The organism is Sphingomonas rhamnosi (assembly GCF_036663615.1).
Taxonomy (GTDB): domain Bacteria; phylum Pseudomonadota; class Alphaproteobacteria; order Sphingomonadales; family Sphingomonadaceae; genus Sphingomonas.
This window is the reverse complement of record NZ_JAXOJJ010000009.1, coordinates 100,359-117,965: the sequence shown is the minus strand read 5'-3', so window position 1 is coordinate 117,965 and position 17,607 is coordinate 100,359. Positions and strand designations below refer to the sequence as shown.

The following is a 17,607-nucleotide window of genomic DNA, read 5'->3' as shown; positions in this document are numbered from 1 at the left end:
ATGGTCGCGTAGACCTCGGCTGCCAGCGTAATAACCCGACGTGCAGAAGGCACATGTCTTCTTTCAACCACAGACGATCCCTCTCCGCGCCCGGCGTCAACTCGAGCGTCTGGTTCTTCGTGTGTCTTCGCCTCGATCGGTAGAGCCGTCCTGCGTTGCCCGGAGGAACCCGTTTTACCGGTGCGACATCTCGGTCGGATTTGCGAAGCCGAGCCGGTGATGTCATCGGCACAGCCCCATCGTCAAATGATTGAATGAGGATTGGTATGCTAGTTTGCTTATACCTGACGCCGTCATTCTGGCGTGCAATGTTCGCCGGATGACATTCATATAGCCCCCGCTGTGCGCTCAGGATGAATGCCCGGCCATGTTTGACTATGACAAGGGAGCACTGAACCGCGACTTATGGCCCGCCTCTGCTACTGGTCCTCCCAAGGTTTAACCCAATACGTATGGGTACGAAATCGATTAACGGCGCGGAACACGTCAGAAGAGGGGGCAGTGCTTGCATCGAAAGCGGACGAGCCAGAAATGCCCAGTTTACGTCGTACAGGCTGATTTAGTTGCCGAGACAATACCGCCCTACGAGATGAACGAATGGCCAGAGCTGTTCGTCTAGCATCACTCGCTCCTGTGGACACGCCCGGTCGGATCAGAACCCCAGATATGTGGTATCCACCGGGACTATCATGTCGCCATTCACCAAATAATCCTCGTCGCCGCTACGCTTGATGCAGTAAGGTGTATGATCCGCGCCGGAGCGAAGTGTAGATTGATGCCGGCAAGCTGCGCCCTCCCAGGGCTCTTGGATCTGACGTGCTCCCCATTTTCAGGCCGCTGATAAGTTAGCTTCGTTGTCCTCATGCCCTTGGCGGGGGCGGTTGGTGAACTCGGCGGGTGCCATGCCGCCGAGGCTGCTGTGCGGACGCACAGTGTTATAGTCCGTCCGCCATGCCTCGATGATCCGTCTCGCCGCAGCCAGCGAGGGGAACAGGTGCTCGTTCAGGCACTCGTCGCGCAAGCGACCATTGAACGATTCCACAAAGCTATTCTGCTGCGGCTTGCCGGGCGCGATGTAATGCCACTCGACGCCGGTGTCCTGACACCATGCGAGGACAGCGTGACTAGTCAGCTCGGTGCCATTGTCGCTGACCACCATGCACGGCAGCCCGCGACGCTCGGCGATGGCCGTCAGTTCTCGCACGACGCGTGGCCCTGACAGCGAAGTATCGACGATGCAGGCCAGGCATTCCCGGCTGTAATCGTCGATGACGTTGAGCAAACGGAACCGTCGGCCGCAGGCCAATGCATCCGACACGAAGTCGAGGCTCCAGCGCTGGTTGGGTTCCTGCGGGATCGCCATCGGCGCCCGTGTGCCCAACGCTCGCTTACGGCCGCCGCGCTTGCGCACCGTCAGCCGCTCCTCGCGGTACAGCCGGTAGACCTTCTTCAGGTTCATGCCCTTGCCCTCACGCCTGAGCAGGATCGCCAGCCGGCGATAGCCGAACCGACGACGCTCGTTGGCGATCTCGCGCATTCGCTCGCGCACAGCATCGTCCTTCCCGCGAAGCGGCTCATATTGCCATGCCGACCGGTTGACCCCGATCAGTCTGCAGGCGCGACGCTCGGAGAAGCCGTGATCGGCCATCAGCTTCTCCACCGCAGCGTAGCGATCCACAGACCGGGTCAGTTTTTTCCCAGCAGATCCTTCAACGCCGACACGTCCAGCATCGATTCCGCCAGCAGCTTCTTCAGCCGACGGTTCTCATCCTCCAGCGTCCGCAACCGCGCGGCCTCCGACACCGTCATCCCGCCGTACTTCGCCTTCCAGTTGTAGAACGTCGCATCGCTGATGCCGTGCTTCCGGCACAGGTCGGCGGTCTTCACGCCAGCCTCATGCTCGCGCAAAACGCCAATGATCTGATCCTCAGTAAATCGGCCTCGCCGCATCACTCGTCTCCATCTGACGAGCTAACTTACCAATGGCATGACTTTCGGGGAGCAGGTCAGCCAAAGACCACGGTCGGCTACAACGCGTAGGTAGCGGTCGATGCGAAACACAAGCTGATCGATGAGCAGCACGTCACCAACGCCGCCACCGACATGGGCCTGCTGGCACTTACCGCCGGGGCGGCCAGGGCGGCGCTTGGCGTCGAGCGATCTACGCCGCTTTGTCTTACCCCACCATGGGGCGGCCACGTGTCGACACCGGAGAGACACACGAACCCCGTGTGGCGATCCCATGCTCGGTTAGCGCGTTAGCCGGGTAGGGTGACGCGTGCCAGCAGGCCTCCGTCCGGCCGATTCTCCAGACTTGCGTCGCCGCCATGCGCGCGCGCGACCGCGCGGACGCTGGCGAGACCCAGCCCGTTGCCGCCGGTGTCGCGGCTGCGCGAGCGTTCGCCGCGGAAGAATGGCTCGAACGCCTGGTCGAGGTCGTGCTGATTGAGACCTGGGCCGTTGTCTGCTACCTCGATAATCACAGCATCCGTCGCGCGGAACAGGCGCACATCGGCGCTGCCGGCATATTTGATCGCGTTGTCGACAAGGTTGGCGAGCAGCGCCTTCAGTGCGGGCATGTCGCCCTCTACCGTCAGCGGTGCGCCCGGCACCAGCGTCACCGACGCGCCGCAGTCGTCAAAATCATCGGCAATGCTTTCGGCGAGCGAGCGCAGGTCAAGCCGCTGGCGACTGGCGTGACGCGTCATGTCGTGGACGAATGCCATCGCCGCGCCGATCCGGTTGCTCATCTCTTGGATATCGTCCTCGCTGGCGATGCGGATCGCGTCGGGTGCCTTTTCAAGCCGCAGCGACAACCGCATCAGCGGCGTGCGCAGATCGTGCGCGACCGCAGCGATCAGCATCGTGCGATCCTCGACATAGCGGTTGAGCCGGCCCTGCATGACGTTAAAGGCACTGGCCGCTTCGGCGATCTCAGGTGGCCCGCGCACCGGCAGCGGTTCCGCGCGCGGATCGCGGCCTAGCCGCTCGGCAGCGGCAGCGAACAGCCCGATCGGCTTGGCAACGCGGCGCGCGAGCGCCCAAGCGATCGGGGCGGCTACCGCCATCGCGACAAGGAACCACAGGATGATCCGCGTCCGCCACGATCCGGTCGTGCCGCCCGCGGGCCGGACGACGCGCCAGGTATCGGGCGCGACCTTCAGCGACACGGCGAACGACCCGAACAGGCCGTTGTCTAGCGCGAAGCGTGGCGGGGGCCCGCCCATATGAACCGGCGGGCGAAACACACCGACCATCATCGGCGGGCCATAACGATGCCCTTCCACCGTCACGGACGCGGTTGGCACCCCGAGGTCTCCGGCTATCAGCCGGGCCACGCGCCGGTCGCGCGGGTCGTCAACCGAATGCGGTGAGCGGTGCGAGGTGTTCGCTACGAGCAGACCAGTCGGATCGGTCCCGGCCCGCATCACGGTGGCGATGCGGTTGGTCGAATAGATCACCGGCATTGGCGGCGGCATCAACAGCACAGCGGCAAAGTTCAGTAGCTGAACCAGCAGCACCGTGAACAGAATCAGGGCAAAGATTCGGACGAACAGCGGCCAGGATCGTGCGCCCGTGAGGCCCATGCCGTTCATGCGCGCACCACGCGCGGCACGAAGAAATAGCCTTCATTGCGGACCGTGCGGATGATCTCGTCGCCGCGCGACCGCAGTTTGCGTCGCAATCGGCTGACCTGTACGTCGATGGCGCGATCGAACGCGTCGGTATCGGGGCCGCGCGCCGCCTCAAGCAACGCGTCGCGCGTGAGCACGCGGCGGGGGCGCTCGACGAACGCGCGCAGGACGGCGAATTCGCCATCGGTCAGGGCGATCAGCGTGCCGTCGCCATCGAGCAGCTCGTGCGCGGAGAAATCGACGCACCAGTCGAGGAACGCGAAGGCCTGGGTTTCGAACGCATCCAGCCCGCGGCGTTGGCGCAACGCCGCGCGGACGGTGGCCAGGATCTCGCGCGGGCTGCACGGTTTGGACAGATAATGGCTGGCGCCGATTTCCAATCCCAGGATCCGGTCGGTCTCGTCCCCGAGCGCGCTGAGCAGAACGATCGGCGGCCCGCCCTTGGCGGTAACGCGCCGGCAGGCGGCGAGGCCGTCCTCGCCCGGCATCATCACGTCGAGCAGCACAAGCGCTACAGGATGATGCGCGAGCACGGTGTCCATCTCGTGCGCGCTGGCGGCCGTCTCGACGCAGTAGCCGTGCATGCCGAGGCTCTCGGCCAGCATGCTACGGATGGCGTGGTCGTCGTCGACGACCAGCAAGGTCGTACCAGTTGCATCGAAATTCGGAATAAACATCGAGTTTTCATACCATGGCCATGTGTGCGCAATGTTTCCGGATCTTACCGCGTCGTAACGTATCTCCTTAGGTCCTCATCGATACGTCCCGGACATATTTCGGAAAAACATGTGGCGCATCGACGGGACATGATTAGTAACCAGACCAGAGTCCGAGAGCCCGCCACGCCTCGTGGAGGGGACCAATTGACCGCGGAAAGCGCCCGGATCATCATCGTCGACGATGATCCCAGCCTGCGCGAGCTGTTGACCGAATTCCTCGTCGATCGCGGGCTGCGGGCTGAAGCGGTCGAAAGCGGCGAAACCCTGCGCGTGCGGCTCAGCCAGCGGCCGTGCGAACTGATCGTGCTCGACATGACGATACCAGGCGAGGACGGCCTGTCGGTGCTGCGTTCGCTTGCCCAAGGTCCGGACGCGCCGGGAGTAATCATGTTCTCGGCGTTGGCTAGCGAGGTCGACCGGATCGTTGCGCTAGAACTCGGTGCCGACGACTATGTCACAAAGCCATCTAGTCCAAGAGAGATACTGGCGCGGATTCGCTCGGTACTGCGGCGGCGGGGGGGGCGGGGTGTACACCCCGCCGCGAATAGGATCGCGACGGAGCCGCTCACGCAAGTCAGTACGTACGCGTTCGCCGGCTGGACGCTCCACGTCCGCATGCGCGAGCTGAATGCGCCGAACGGCGAGACGGTTCGCTTGACCGAGGGCGAGTTCCAGTTGCTCAACGCCTTCGTGAGCGAGCCGCAGAAAATCCATTCGCGTGCGGACATGATTAAGCAATCGGACCGCGAAGACAGCACGTCGCGCGGCCGCACGATTGACGTCAATATAGGGCGGCTGAGGCGTAAACTTTTGAAATTCGACGGCACTGAACTGATCCGCACCGTCCGTGGCAACGGCTATTATTTCCTGCCCGAGGTCACCGCAGCATAGGGAATGCGGGGTGACGCAAAGTCACCCCGACGTGGTTAGCCCCGGTCCGGCCTGAGGCCATTCGGCAGGCCATGGGGCCCCGGACCGCCGGGGCCGCCCGGTCCGTTGCGCAGGCGCAAGACCGCCTCGAACACCCGGCGCTGGCGCGCGTCGAGCGCCGCGTAGAATGTGCGCATCGCCGCAATGCGCTTGCCGTCGTCGGCGTTGCGCTTGGCCAACCGGCGTTCCTGCTCGGCGAGCTGCTGTTCGAAACCCGGCGCCGTGTCGGGGCGCATCATCCGCGGCTCGTGCGGTGCGTCGAGGGCTAGGAAGGCGGCAAGCGCCGGCCGCTGCGCCGCGCTTAGGCCGAGCACAAGCGCCAGATCGTCGCCCTCGCGCTGGTGCATTGCCGTGACATCGGGTCGTGGCCGCGGGCCGTCGGGTTGCTGCTCGGCGGTGGCCGGCGCGGCGCTCGCGAGCATAAGGACATAAGCATAGCGTATCATAAGGCACCCCTTTGCGGCGCACCATTTGCGCCGTGTGGATGATCGCCCGCGGAGATTGCTGCCATATTTCGCGCAGGTGTTACACTCGCGAAAGGATCGGGACATTCGTGTGAAACGGGGCGTCTGCACTCGGCGGCGATGCAGTTCACCCCACTCACCGCCAAGAGTTATCGCTGGCGTCGTCACCTCGCCGGGCTTTTCGCCGTCAAGCTGACCGGGGACATCCCCGAACGCCTCATTGGCATGGGCTTGCCGGTGCCGCTAAACGCCAAGCGCCGCCGGCGGCTCGCCGCCATCCGCGCCAGCGACGTATTGTTCATCCATGTACCCAAGAATGCTGGCACGTCGGTGAGCATGGCGCTTTACGGTCAGACGATCACGCACGACACGATGCGCTATTACGAAAGCGTTGCACCTGACTTCGTGGCATCGGCCATCACTGTCGCGATAGTGCGCGATCCGGTCGAACGATTCGTTTCGGCTTTCCGGTTCGCAAAGTCGGGCGGGGCGCACCGACAGGTGTCTGCCCCGTTCCGATCGACCTATGCCAATTTCGCTTCGATAGACGATGCGCTCGATCATCTTGAGCAACAGGGCAACCCATTCGCGATTGATCATATCTTCCGCTCCCAATCCTGGTATCTGACGGACACCGCGCGCCGCTTAAAGGTGAAGCATTTGATCCCGATCGACGATCTCGGGCGGCTCGGTCATTTGCTTCCGGACCGAAAGCTATCGCCCGTCCTGAAGCTCAATGAGAGCTACACAGCAGCGGCTGAGGTTTCGCCAGCGCGGCGGGAGCGAATATGCCGACTATACCGCGACGATATGGTCTTGTGGGAGCGTGCACGATGAGCGCAGCGCTGAGAGGGCGCTTCGAAGTGCAGCATCTACGCCGCCGTCGTCACAGCCAAGTACAGGGAGCAAGCTGGTAGTTCTCCTCCTGCGGCTGCTGCCGAGCGCGGAATTCGACGCTAGAGTGGTCGCAGGATTCATCGAAGCGGCATCATGCGGTAGCGAAACGCAGATCGTATATAAGCGTCGTCACGCGAGCTGGTTCACGCCTGAGGCTGAAGCGCTGCTCGCCGACCATCAGGTTGCTCGTGTGGCTGCGGCTTCTGCCACGGTGTCAGAAGCCGGGCTACCGGCTGGTGGTTGGCGGGGCCTTGAGTAAATCAGACTACGTGGCTCACCCGTTATGTACCGATCAGCGTACGTGGAGCAGCGCCTGCGTTTCTACGGGATCGCGGTCGACTGCGCTGCGGGGCGGCCGACCCGGTGCTTCTTCCCTCGGCTGCGCTTGGCGACGCGCTGCACCTCAAGCAGCTGCTTGATACGGCGCCGTCGGTGTCGTGATCGGTCGGCAAGGCTCCCGGCAGACCGAGCGATGGAACAGCGGTAAGGAAAGTAAGCTGGTCGTGGAGGTGCACTACAATCAGGTCACAGGCGATCGCTTCTAGGTGTTTGGTCCCAGGGATTGATGGTGCAATAACCACAAGCGAGTGGGAGGATGCACTATGGGCCAGTTTCTACACGGGAGCGCCACAACGACAGAGGTCGTCCGTCGAGCGATACAGCATAGAAAAGAGAGCTTGAGGGCGCTGGCGACGCGTCACGGCGTCAACCAGAAGACGGTCGCGATGTGGCGCAAGCGCTCATCGACGGCTAATCTTAGAACCGGACCCAGGGATGCCCGTTCTACGACTTTGACGATCAAGGAAGAGGCAGTGGTGGTGGCGTTCCGGCGCCACACGATGCTGCCGCTGGATGACTGCCTGTATGCTCTGCAGGCGACGATCCCACATCTGACGCTCGTTGCTTCACCGTTGCCTCCAACGTCACGGCATCAGCCGGCTGCACGATGTTGATAGCGACAAGCCGGTCAGGAAGAAGTTCAAGGCTTATCCTATAGGTTCTTTCCACGTGGATCTGGCCGAGGTGCGGACCGAGCAAGGCAAGCTGTACCTACTGGTGGCGATCGACCGAACGTCCAAGTTCGCCTTCGTTGAGTTGCAAGAGAAAGCTACACGCCGGGTCGCTGCTTACTTCCTGCGGCATCTCGTCGCAGCCGTGCCGCATCAGATACACACGGTGCTTACCGATAATGGTACGCACTTCACCGATCCGACCGGCGACGGCTGGACGCCTGAGGACATCAAGGAAATGCGCGCAAAGAAGTTGCCATTCCTCCGAATTAGCCTGCGGCGATCTCGATATCAAACACCGCCTCACCAAACCCCGCCACCCGTGGACGAACGGTCAAGTCGAACGGATCAACCGGATCAAGGAGGCGACCTTCAAGCGCTACCATTACGAGACGCACGACCAATTGCGGCAGCACCTCGCCGATTTCCTCGCCGCCCACAACTTCGCCCGTCGTCTGAAGACCCTGCGCGAGCTCACGCCATACGAAGCCATCTACAAAGCTTGGACAGATGACCCCAGCCGGTTCATCTCAAACCCGCGGGACCAAACATCTAGTGCGCACTGCCAGACGCAGGTAATCGGCAGTCGGGTGTCGGCCTCGCGGATCTCAAGCACCTCGTCGATTTTTGGCGGACGCGGTTCGATTGGCGTGCGCGGGAACGCCGGCTCGCCGCCGCCGAAGACGATCTGGTTGCGCACGGCAGGGGCGAACAGTCGATGTCCAAAACTGACAATTCAAAATTCCAGCTCAACGTTTTCAAGCAAGCCGAACGACCTTGAAACCGATGACGATCCCGAGCGCTATAAGGAGAGGAGTAGGAAGCTGGTCAAGCATAAGCCGGTGGAAAAGCCTGAATGATCGGTCTCGCGCTGGCGATTACCTGTAGATAAGTGCTCGACCCAGGCCTTGGACCGTATACGGTCCCGGGCTTCAATCTTGCGGGCACTGGACACAGGCGCGCCGCGACGGCGGTGTCGATAACGCCACGATGTAGACCTGTTTGGCCAGATTTATCTCGGGGCAAAACGGCGTACTCTCGGCGATCACTTACATAACGAATATTCTTGAGGGCTCCGATATTCCCGGCGCCAACGCGTGGGTCAATAATTACTGCGCCGCTCACCCGCTCGCTCCGTTGTCCGAAGCTGCCCTGAAACTATCGGCCGACCTTTTTCGGCGCCGCGCTGCTCGCTAGATTTGTAAAGGACATAATCGTCAACTCTTTAGCGGCGGGGTCGCACGATCCGATCTTGGTCGATCATTTCGGCACTTCCGTTGTTTCTGGTACGGTAGCACGATGCGGTTTGGGAGGTCGCCTTCGCAAAAAACCGGGAAAAATACGCCGTGTCCGTGAAGCCTAGCCAGTCCGCGATCTCGGCGATGCTCATGTTGCTGTAGGCGAGGCAGCGCTTGGCCTCGGCGACGACCCGGTCGTGCAGCAGCGCCATCGGCGACATGCCCGCGACCGAATTGCACGCCAGCCGGAGTTGCGACACGCTGACGCCGAGCTCGCGCGCGATTTCGGGCAGGGCGGGGTGCTTGCGAAAGCGATGCTCGACGATGTCCTTGAAGCGCCGCACCGTCTCGGCCCGGCCGCCATGGACGGCCGGCGACGGGGCCTTGGCCGGCCAATGGCGCAGCAGCAGCAACAGGATCGACAGCAGCCGGATTTCCGCGCCGATCGCACTGCTTATCGCACGGCTTTCGAGTTCGGCCGCGAGGCCGTCCAGTTCGGCTTCGCACGCGGGCAGGATCGCGGGGTCGAGACCGAACACGCCCGGATCGCGGAGCACCACCTCAAGCGCGGGCGCGCGGACCAGCAGTCCTGCGAGATAGTTATTCTCGATCGTCAGCACCCAGCCGCTGGTCGCCTCGGCATAGTCGAAGCCGTGGATGCGAAACGGCGGCACGACCATCACGCTGGCCGGGCCGAAGGCGCGGCGCTCGCCGTCGATGGTCATCTCGCCGCCGCCGTCGCGGCACAGGATCACCTGGGTAAAGCGCGGGTGGGTGTGCGGCGCGATGATCCAGCCGCGTTCGCTCGACCTCTGCTCGAGCGGCTCGAGATTGACGAACCAGTCGGGCGGCGTCCCGGTATCGCCGTACAGGACATAGTTGGGCGTGGTGGTCGCCGTGACGCTGCCCGCCGCGGGTTTAGGCGAAAAGTCCATCCGATTTTCAGGTTTCGCCATCGACCGCACCATAGGGCCCGGTGCACATTGCTGCAATCGGCGGGATTGGCATCGAGGCCAGCGAAATTGCCGCACAGAGGATGATGCATGGCTCGGATTATCGGCGCGATCGCAAGCTCGCATACGCCCACCATCGGCTTCGCGCTGGATGCCAGGAAGCAGACGGATCCGGCTTGGAAACCGATCTTCGACGCGTTCCTGCCGGTGCAGCAATGGATCGATGCCAAGAAACCGGACGTGCTGCTCGTGATCTACAATGATCACATCACGTCGTTCTTCTTCGATCAGTATTCCGCCTTCGCGCTCGGCGTCGACGATGTGTACCGCGTCGCCGACGAAGGCGGCGGGACGCGCGAGATGCCGCCGATCGGTGGCCACGCCGCTTTGTCGCGGCACATCGCGCAGTCGCTGGTCACCGACGAATTCGACATGACCTTCTTCCGCGATCGGCCGCTAGATCACGGCTGCTTCTCGCCGCTGTCGGTGCTGATGCCGCACGATGCGGGCGGCTGGCCGGTGGAGATCGTGCCGCTGCAGATCGGCGTGCTGCAATTTCCGATCCCCTCGGCCGCGCGCTGCTACAAGCTCGGCCAGTCGCTACGCACGGCGATCGAAAGCTATCCCGAGGATCTGAAGGTCGCAATCGTCGCCACCGGCGGCCTGTCGCATCAGGTCCACGGCGAGCGCTGCGGCTTCAACAACACCGAATGGGACGTGCGGTTTCTCGAACTGCTCGAAAAGGATCCGGTGGCGCTGACGCGGATGACGCATGCCGATTACGCGCGGCTCGGCGGGATGGAGAGCTCCGAGGTCATCATGTGGCTGGTGATGCGCGGCGCGCTGTCGGCGAGCATCCGCTGCGTCCACCAGAGCTATTACCTGCCGTCGATGACCGCGATCGCGACCGCGGTGTACGAGAATGAGGCGGCGCCGCTCGACGCGTCCGCCGCAGCGGAGCACCGCGAGCGGATGGGCGCGCAACTGCGCGGCGCCGAGACGATCGAAGGCACCTATCCCTACACGCTGGAGCGCAGTGCGCGCGGCTACCGCATCAACAAGTTCCTCCACGCGTTGGTCGATCCGGACGTCCGCGCGGCGTTTCAGGCGGACGAGACCGCAGCGCTTGCCGCCGGGGACCTGTCGGACGAGGAGCGCGATCTGGTCCACCGCCGCGACTGGCGGGGGCTGATCCATTACGGCGCGATCTTCTTCCTGCTGGAGAAACTCGGCGCGGTCAGCGGCATCTCGAACCTGCACATCTATGCGGCGATGCGCGGCGAGACGCTCGAGGCGTTCCAGAAAACCCGCAACCAGCAGGTCACCTATTCGGTCGCGGCGCAACCGACCACCTAGGCGCGCCCGCGACCACCAGCGAACCCTAAGCAAAACCACCCGGCAACGATCGGGAATCAGGAGACGACCATGGAAGATCCCCGCGCCATCATCGCGCGCGAACCGATGCATCACCGACAGGTGATCGCGATCGGCATAGCGACCGCGCTCAACGCGCTCGATGGCTTCGACGTGCTGTCGATCAGCTTTGCGTCGCCCGGCATAGCCAAGGATTGGGGCATCGACCGCGCCGCGCTCGGACTGGTCCTGTCGATGGAATTGTTCGGCATGGGCATCGGCGCACTGGTGCTCGGCACGCTCGCCGACCGCATCGGTCGCCGCCCGACGATCCTGGCGTGCCTGGCGATCATGGCGCTGGGCATGGGGCTGGCCTCCACCGCGGGCGACGTCGTCACGCTCTCGTGCTTCCGGCTGTTTACCGGCCTAGGCATCGGCGGGATGCTGGCGGCGACCAACGCCATCGTCGCGGAATGTTCGAACGCGCGGCGCCGCAACCTGTCGGTCGCGGTGATGAGCGGCGGCTATCCGATGGGCGCGATCGTCGGCGGGCTCGTCGCCTCGCTGCTGCTGGCGAACACCGGACGCTGGCAGGCGGTGTTCGAGTTCGGCGCGATCGCCACCTTGTGCTTCATCCCGCTGGTCCTGTGGCTGGTGCCCGAGACGATCGCCTTCCTGGTGCACAAGCGCCCGGCGAATGCGCTCGGGCGGATCAACCGCACGATGGTCCATCAGGGCCGCGCGCCGTTGTCCGCGTTGCCGCCGCAGGACCCGGCAAAGGCGGGCTTCAGCCTGCCCAAACTGTTCACCCCCGGTACCGCCGCGGTGACGATCCTGCTCACCATCGCCTATTTCTCGCATATGATGACCTTCTACTTCCTGGTGAAGTGGATCCCAAAGATCGTCGTCGACATGGGCTTCCCACCGGCCTCGGCAGGCGGCGTGCTGGTCTGGGCAAATGTCGGCGGGGCGAGCGGCGCGATCGCCCTGAGCCTGCTGACGCAGCGGTTCGGCGTGCGTGCGCTGGTGGTCGGTGCGATGGCCTGCGGTGCGATCGCGGCGACGTCCTTCGGGCAGGGGTTCACGACGCTCACCGGGCTGTCGATCATCGCCTGCGTCGGCGGCTTCTTCACCAACGGCGCGACCGCGGGGCTTTACGCGGTGATCGCCCAGTCGTTCCCGGCATCGCTGCGCGCGGGCGGAACCGGTTTCGTGATCGGCATAGGTCGTGCCGGTGCGGCTCTCGGGCCGATCGTCGCCGGCGTGCTGTTCACCGCCGGCTGGTCGCTGTCATGGGTCGCGGCCGTCATGGCGTGCGGCACGGCGGTCGGCGCGCTCGCGCTCTCGCTGGTGCGCTACCGCGAGAGCACCGTCGCCTGAGCCTGGGAGCGGCAGCGCCCCGGGGCGCTGCCGCCATCAAGACATCGGTCCACCGCGTCGAACGCGGGGATTAGGAGAGGATTACACCATGATCAGCTATCGTATTCGGATCGCCAAGTCTGTGCAGGGCGTCGCGGCGCTGACCGCCACGCTGCTGGCAGGCAGCGCGTTGGCGCAGAGCGTCCCGCCGGAATCGACGACGTCGTCGGCAGCCGGCGGACCGCTCAGCAGCCAGACTCCGCCGGGCGTCCGTCCGCCCAAGTCGCAGGCACTGCCCGCCGAGGCGCTGCCCGGTGGCCGTTCGGGTCCGCAGGGCGTGCCGCAGGCGATCCGATGGACCGAGAATTGGTCGGCCGCCCCTGCTGCCGACGCGCCGATCCTCGAGAAGATCCGCCACATCCCGATCGGGTCCGCCGACACCTATCTGTCGCTCGGGGGCGAGGCGCGCGTCTATTATACCGACTGGAACCATTCGGCGCTCGGCTTGCGGACGGGCGACAACAACGATCCGGTCCAGCTCCGCCTCCGCCTGTTGGCGGACCTGCATGTCGGCCAGTATGTCCGCGCGTTCGTCGAGCTCGGCGACAATCGCGAATTCGGCGAACAGACCGCCACCGCACCCAATCGCGGCAAGCTCGATATCCAGCAGGCGTTCGTCGATATCACGCTGCCGCTGGGCGATGCGGGCAAGATTACGGTGCGGCCGGGGCGGTTCGAGATGCCGCTCGGCAACGGCAAGCTGGTCGGGGTGCGCGAGGGGCTCAACCAGCGATTCACCTACCAGGGCGTGCGCGGGACCTATATCCTGCCCGGCACGGTTTCGGTCGACGTCTTCGCGCTGCGCCCGGTCAACATCAAGCCGGGTACGCTCGACGACGGCCCCAACCACACGATCGCCTTCACCGGCGTCTATGTGAGCGCGCCGAACCGCGTCGCGGGCTTCGGCACCGACGTCTACTGGTACGAGATGAACCGCGATCGCGGCGTGCTGCGGGAGGGCACCGGCAAGGACGACCGCAACAGCTGGGGCGCCCGCATCTGGCGGCGCACCTCCAGCTGGGACCTCGATGTAGAGGGCACGTACCAGAGCGGCACCTTCACCACCGAGGATATCCGGGCCTGGGCGGTGTTGTTCGAAGGCGGCTATACCTTCGCCGAGGCGCCGATGACGCCGCGGCTCGGCCTGCGCGGCAACGTGTTCAGCGGCGATGGCGACCTGACCGACGGCAAGGCCGGCACCTTCGTGGCCGCGGCGCCGCGGCTGCCGCTGATCAGCGAAGCGGCGTTCTTCAACCTGTCCAACCTGATGGACCTCTATCCGTCGGTCACGGTGAAGCCGCGCAAGGATGTCACGATCATGGTCGGTCCCGATTTCCTGTGGCGCAACAGCCGCGCCGACGGCGTGTATATCGGCCCTGCGGGATCGTCGTTCGCGCCCTATGCGTCGAGCCGCGTGATCGGTACCGACCTCAACCTCGAAGCGTCGTGGCAGGCGACCAAGCGCGTGCAGTTCCGCCTGTTCGAGACCTATTTCTCGGCAAGCGATTCGTTCGCCGCCCATGGCGGCCAGAACGGCAACTACCTCGGCGTGCTGTCGGACTTGCGCTTCTGACATGCCGGTCGGGCGAACCCGCGTTGGCACTCCGGCCGTGTCGCGGCGGAAATACTGCGGAAACCTGGATGCCCTACGAACGGCAAAGCATGGTACGAACAGGCGAGGTACGGGGTATGGCAAGGTTCACTAGATTAGGGTCTCATCTGGCGTTGACGTCATTGCTGGTGCTTGCGGGCTGCGGCAGCGACGACGATAGCAGCTCGACCGCGACGACGACGACCGCGACGACAACCAACACCTCCACCGCGACGACGACCTCCACCGGCACCAATGCCGTCGGTACCGGGGTCAGTCAGGGCACCGGAACGGCGGCGGTCGTGACCGCGGCGAACGCGTTCCTCGCGACGCTGTCGAGCACGCAGACGGCAGAGACGGGCACCTCCGGTACCACCAGCACCGCGCGCTTCACGCTGACGCGGGCGAACGCGATCCAGTGGACCAACCTGCCGGGCAACCGCCAGGGGCTGCGTCTCAACACCTCGACGCTGACCGACGCGCAGCTGACGGCCGCGGAAAACCTGTTGGCGACCGCGCTCAGCACCGCGGGCAAGACCGAGGCGGACGAGATCCGCCGCGCCGATGATGTGCTTGCGACCAGCGGCTATGGATCGGGCCTGTACTCGATCGCGATTCTCGGCACACCCTCCACCACCGCGCCGTGGATGCTGCAGCTCGCCGGCCATCATCTCGCGTACAACATCACGTACAACGGGACCTATGTCTCGGGGTCGCCGGCGTTCCTGGGTGTCGAGCCGCCGAACTGGGTGGTCACGACCTCCGGGTCGGTGCTGGTCAACGGATCGGTCACCGCGTCGACTGCCGGGACGCAGCACGCGCCGGTCGAAACCCAGCGCCTGGCGGCCTATAACCTCGCCCAGGCGCTGCAGGCCAACACCAGCTACGCGTCCGGTGCGCTGCTCAGCGGAACGTACAACGACGTGGTCGCAGGCGCCAACGGCAACACAGACAGCAATTTCGGCTCGCTCGCCTATCCGACGACCGGCCGCGGCCTGCTCTACACCAGCCTGGACACGACGACGCAGGGGCTGGTCCGGTCGCTGATCGAATCCTACGTCAACACGCAGCCGAGCGACAAGGCAAGCCAGTTGCTGGGCGTCTACGAAAGCACCAGCCAGCTCGCCACGACCTATGTCGGCTTTGCCAAGGGCGCCGGCGGCACCGCGGATTTCGCGGCGTTCCCGTCGGGAACCGGCAGCAACCGGTCGTACATCCGCATCGATGGCCCGCGCATCTGGATCGAGTTCGTGGTGCAGAACGGCGTCATCTACAGCAGCCAGGTCCATTACCACAGCATCTGGCGCGACAAGGTCGCCGACTATGGAGGCCAGTTCGGCAACGGGTCGAGCAGCTTCAGCGGGACGTGATGACCCGTCTCGTGCGGTGGTGCGTGGCGCTGCTGTTCCTGGTCACGGGAGCAGCGGCGCTGGCGCATGCGCTGCCGGGAACCGCGGCGCTCCTCGATTTCCACCGCGCCGATGTCGGGCTCGAGCTCGACATGCCGCTCGACCAGTTCGAGCTGGGCTTCAAGCATCCGGTCATGGATGTGCCACTCGATACGGTCGCGCGCTATGGTCCGGCGCTTCCCGCCTATATCGTCGAGCATGTCCGGCCGGTCGCGCCCGACGGCCGCCCGTGGCAGGTGCGCGTCGAATCGCTCAGGGTCGACCAGAATCTCGATCAAGGTCATGCCGATCTGATCGCGCATCTCCGCCTGACGCCGCCGCCTGGCGCGCCCGTCCGGCGGTTCCGCTTCGATTATTCGGTCATCAACCATGAGGTGATGACGCATACGGTGCTCGTATTCGTACGCTCCGATTGGCGCAACGGCGTGTTCGGTGGGGAACCGACGCTGCTCGGCACGATCCGCTTCCTGACCACCGGCATCGACGTAGACCGCCGGCTGGGCTCGTTCTGGACCGGCTTCGTAGCGGTCTTCCGGCTCGGCATGGCGCATATCGCCGACGGCACCGACCACCTGCTGTTCCTGCTCGCGCTGCTGCTGCCGGCGCCGTTGCGTCGCGAGGGTGGGCGGCGCTGGGGCGGCTATATCGGCACCCGGCGGACGCTGCTCCGGCTCGCCAGTCTCGTGACCGCGTTCACGCTCGGCCATTCGCTGACGCTGGTCATCGGCGCGTTCGGCAAGGTGACGATCCCGACCATGCCGATCGAGGTCGCGATCGCGCTGTCGATCTTCGTGTCCGCGCTTCACGCCTGGCGACCGCTGCTGCGTGGACGCGAGACATGGGTCGCCGCCGGGTTCGGCCTGGTCCACGGGCTGGCCTTCAGCCAGGTCATCGCCGGTGGCGGGCTGGACGGCTGGAACCAGGCTGCCGCGGTGCTCGGTTTCAATCTCGGTATCGAGGTCGTGCAGCTGCTCGTGGTAGCGGCGGTCGTGCCGTGGCTAATGTTGCTGGCTTGGTCGGGACGCTATAGGCCGGTGCGGCTGGCGGGGGCACTGTTCGCAGGGGTCGCCGCACTTGCCTGGGCGCTCGAGCGTCTTACCGGCGTGGCGAACCCCATATCGGCCGCGTTGGAGGGGCTTCGGGGGGTGGCGCCGTGGCTCGTCGTGGCGCTGGCGCTGGTTGCGATCACGATGGCAGTCGTCGCCCGGCGCGAAGGCAGTGCCGGCGGCACGGCATGATCCTCTCCACAGCAGACAGTCCGCGCGCAAGATGCGTTTGAAACCGCCGCATTTCCGTCGGCGTGATCGCTACGACAGCGCCATGCTTGGGCTGCGAGAAATTCGTGGATTTCACCGGCAAGCCGGGTTCGTTGAGGCGTCCGGGGTTCCGGAAATGAACGAAGTCGGACGTTTCCGATAGGCCCATGTTGTTGACCGGCTGCGCGCGAAAGACGTCGTACATCAGGACATAGGTGTTGGTCCCATGCCGCCGCAGAGCGTCGGTCCTCGGTGCCGGCCGTCTCGGGATCGATCTTGGTGGGATCGAAGACATAGCCGCTATTGATCCGCGTCGAAATCGATTCGTAGATCGGTTCGGGTTCCCAAGCGGCGCCGATCTACGCGGTCGACGCAAACAGCCGGTCGACCCGCACGGTCGCGAGCGTCCAATGCAGCAGGTAATACGACTTCATGAAGATCATCGGCGGTTGTTTCCCCCAACCGTAGCTGTCCGCGTCGCGCTGCCACTCCGTCGAGCGTAGTCCTCCGCGCCGGGCATAGATGTGGAGATCGGTCATCGCCAGACAGGAGGTGCCGTCCGGCCCGCGCGCAACGTGCGGATCACGCACCCCCTTCTGTTCCGCAACGTCGCGGCCGAGCAGTACCGGATCGCCGTTATTAACGTCGGTGAAGCTGTTGTGGTTCTTCGCCCCTTGGTGGGCGTAATGTGGCGGAAAATTTCGAGGACGTACGCGGGCTGCGCCGCCATCGC

14 protein-coding genes and 1 pseudogene are annotated in these 17,607 nt (G+C 64.5%); 9 read left to right on the top strand and 6 right to left on the bottom strand.

What is annotated here, in order from left to right; translation table 11 throughout:
- Nucleotides 1–829: 829 nt before the first annotated feature.
- The 3 genes from U1701_RS16815 to U1701_RS16805 all read right to left on the bottom strand — a co-directional run bounded on the left by U1701_RS16815 (nt 830) and on the right by U1701_RS16805 (nt 4,312).
- Nucleotides 830–1,950, bottom strand: a protein-coding gene (locus tag U1701_RS16815) for an IS3 family transposase (RefSeq protein ID WP_443026084.1) whose coding sequence is annotated in 2 segments (ribosomal slippage) — nt 830–1,701 and nt 1,701–1,950 — 1,122 coding nt in all. Because the reading frame shifts where the segments join, the coding sequence is not laid out codon by codon here.
- A 308-nt stretch (nt 1,951–2,258) separates the two neighbouring features.
- Nucleotides 2,259–3,596 carry a sensor histidine kinase gene (locus tag U1701_RS16810; RefSeq protein ID WP_332783733.1) on the bottom strand — a complete coding sequence of 446 codons (1,338 nt, stop codon included), beginning with the start codon at nt 3,594–3,596 and terminating at the stop codon, nt 2,259–2,261.
- On the bottom strand, nt 3,593–4,312 hold the full coding sequence (locus U1701_RS16805; RefSeq protein WP_332783732.1) for a response regulator: 720 nt from the start codon (nt 4,310–4,312) through the stop codon (nt 3,593–3,595). Before U1701_RS16805 ends, U1701_RS16810 begins: the two co-directional genes overlap by 4 nt.
- A 111-nt stretch (nt 4,313–4,423) precedes the next feature.
- Here U1701_RS16805 and U1701_RS16800 point away from each other — a divergent pair, with 111 nt between their 5' ends.
- Nucleotides 4,424–5,245 carry a response regulator gene (locus U1701_RS16800; protein WP_332783731.1) on the top strand — a complete coding sequence of 274 codons (822 nt, stop codon included), beginning with the start codon at nt 4,424–4,426 and terminating at the stop codon, nt 5,243–5,245.
- A gap of 35 nt (nt 5,246–5,280) precedes the next feature.
- Here U1701_RS16800 and U1701_RS16795 read toward each other — a convergent pair whose 3' ends face one another.
- A complete protein-coding gene (locus U1701_RS16795; protein ID WP_332783730.1) occupies nt 5,281–5,730 on the bottom strand; it encodes a Spy/CpxP family protein refolding chaperone in 450 nt (149 codons plus the stop codon).
- 138 nt (nt 5,731–5,868) lie between these two features.
- On the opposite strand from U1701_RS16795, the gene U1701_RS16790 reads away from it, so the two are divergent.
- From U1701_RS16790 to U1701_RS16785, 3 genes and pseudogenes are all read left to right on the top strand, one after another.
- Nucleotides 5,869–6,585: a sulfotransferase family 2 domain-containing protein gene (locus U1701_RS16790; RefSeq protein ID WP_332783729.1), complete on the top strand. Its 717-nt coding sequence runs from the start codon at nt 5,869–5,871 to the stop codon at nt 6,583–6,585.
- Nucleotides 6,485–6,904 carry a DUF72 domain-containing protein gene (locus U1701_RS18865; protein WP_503676863.1) on the top strand — a complete coding sequence of 140 codons (420 nt, stop codon included), beginning with the start codon at nt 6,485–6,487 and terminating at the stop codon, nt 6,902–6,904. The genes U1701_RS16790 and U1701_RS18865 overlap by 101 nt, the downstream gene beginning before the upstream one ends.
- 343 nt (nt 6,905–7,247) lie before the next feature.
- Nucleotides 7,248–8,203: pseudogene (locus U1701_RS16785) on the top strand (IS481 family transposase); the annotation flags it as partial.
- Nucleotides 8,204–8,880: 677 nt separating this feature from the next.
- On the opposite strand, the gene U1701_RS16780 reads toward U1701_RS16785, so the two are convergent.
- Nucleotides 8,881–9,849, bottom strand: coding sequence for a helix-turn-helix domain-containing protein (locus U1701_RS16780; RefSeq protein ID WP_332783728.1), 969 nt, complete (start codon nt 9,847–9,849; stop codon nt 8,881–8,883).
- An 87-nt stretch (nt 9,850–9,936) separates the two neighbouring features.
- On the opposite strand from U1701_RS16780, the gene U1701_RS16775 reads away from it, so the two are divergent.
- From U1701_RS16775 to U1701_RS16755, 5 genes are all read left to right on the top strand, one after another.
- Nucleotides 9,937–11,202, top strand: coding sequence for a gallate dioxygenase (locus U1701_RS16775; RefSeq protein WP_332783727.1), 1,266 nt, complete (start codon nt 9,937–9,939; stop codon nt 11,200–11,202).
- 69 nt (nt 11,203–11,271) lie between these two features.
- The gene (locus U1701_RS16770; protein ID WP_332783726.1) at nt 11,272–12,579 is read left to right on the top strand and encodes an MFS transporter; all 1,308 of its coding nucleotides are present in this window, start codon (nt 11,272–11,274) and stop codon (nt 12,577–12,579) included.
- An 88-nt stretch (nt 12,580–12,667) separates the two neighbouring features.
- The gene (locus U1701_RS16765; protein ID WP_332783725.1) at nt 12,668–14,191 is read left to right on the top strand and encodes an alginate export family protein; all 1,524 of its coding nucleotides are present in this window, start codon (nt 12,668–12,670) and stop codon (nt 14,189–14,191) included.
- A 152-nt stretch (nt 14,192–14,343) separates the two neighbouring features.
- Nucleotides 14,344–15,579, top strand: coding sequence for a DUF3500 domain-containing protein (locus U1701_RS16760; protein WP_332783724.1), 1,236 nt, complete (start codon nt 14,344–14,346; stop codon nt 15,577–15,579).
- Nucleotides 15,579–16,856, top strand: a complete 1,278-nt coding sequence (locus U1701_RS16755) for a HupE/UreJ family protein (RefSeq protein ID WP_332783723.1) — start codon at nt 15,579–15,581, stop codon at nt 16,854–16,856. Before U1701_RS16760 ends, U1701_RS16755 begins: the two co-directional genes overlap by 1 nt.
- Before the next feature lie 377 nt (nt 16,857–17,233).
- Here U1701_RS16755 and U1701_RS16750 read toward each other — a convergent pair whose 3' ends face one another.
- A complete protein-coding gene (locus U1701_RS16750; protein ID WP_503676864.1) occupies nt 17,234–17,497 on the bottom strand; it encodes a hypothetical protein in 264 nt (87 codons plus the stop codon).
- Between the last annotated feature and the right edge of the window lie 110 nt (nt 17,498–17,607).

Bases quoted from the DNA above. Each gene is read 5' to 3' on its own strand.
- U1701_RS16810 (WP_332783733.1), bottom strand. From the start codon at position 3,596: ATGAACGGCATGGGCCTCACGGGCGCACGATCCTGGCCGCTGTTCGTC.
- U1701_RS16805 (WP_332783732.1), bottom strand. From the start codon at position 4,312: ATGTTTATTCCGAATTTCGATGCAACTGGTACGACCTTGCTGGTCGTC.
- U1701_RS16795 (WP_332783730.1), bottom strand. From the start codon at position 5,730: ATGATACGCTATGCTTATGTCCTTATGCTCGCGAGCGCCGCGCCGGCC.
- U1701_RS16790 (WP_332783729.1), top strand. From the start codon at position 5,869: ATGCAGTTCACCCCACTCACCGCCAAGAGTTATCGCTGGCGTCGTCAC.
- U1701_RS18865 (WP_503676863.1), top strand. From the start codon at position 6,485: ATGAGAGCTACACAGCAGCGGCTGAGGTTTCGCCAGCGCGGCGGGAGC.
- U1701_RS16780 (WP_332783728.1), bottom strand. From the start codon at position 9,849: ATGGCGAAACCTGAAAATCGGATGGACTTTTCGCCTAAACCCGCGGCG.
- U1701_RS16775 (WP_332783727.1), top strand. From the start codon at position 9,937: ATGGCTCGGATTATCGGCGCGATCGCAAGCTCGCATACGCCCACCATC.
- U1701_RS16770 (WP_332783726.1), top strand. From the start codon at position 11,272: ATGGAAGATCCCCGCGCCATCATCGCGCGCGAACCGATGCATCACCGA.
- U1701_RS16765 (WP_332783725.1), top strand. From the start codon at position 12,668: ATGATCAGCTATCGTATTCGGATCGCCAAGTCTGTGCAGGGCGTCGCG.
- U1701_RS16755 (WP_332783723.1), top strand. From the start codon at position 15,579: ATGACCCGTCTCGTGCGGTGGTGCGTGGCGCTGCTGTTCCTGGTCACG.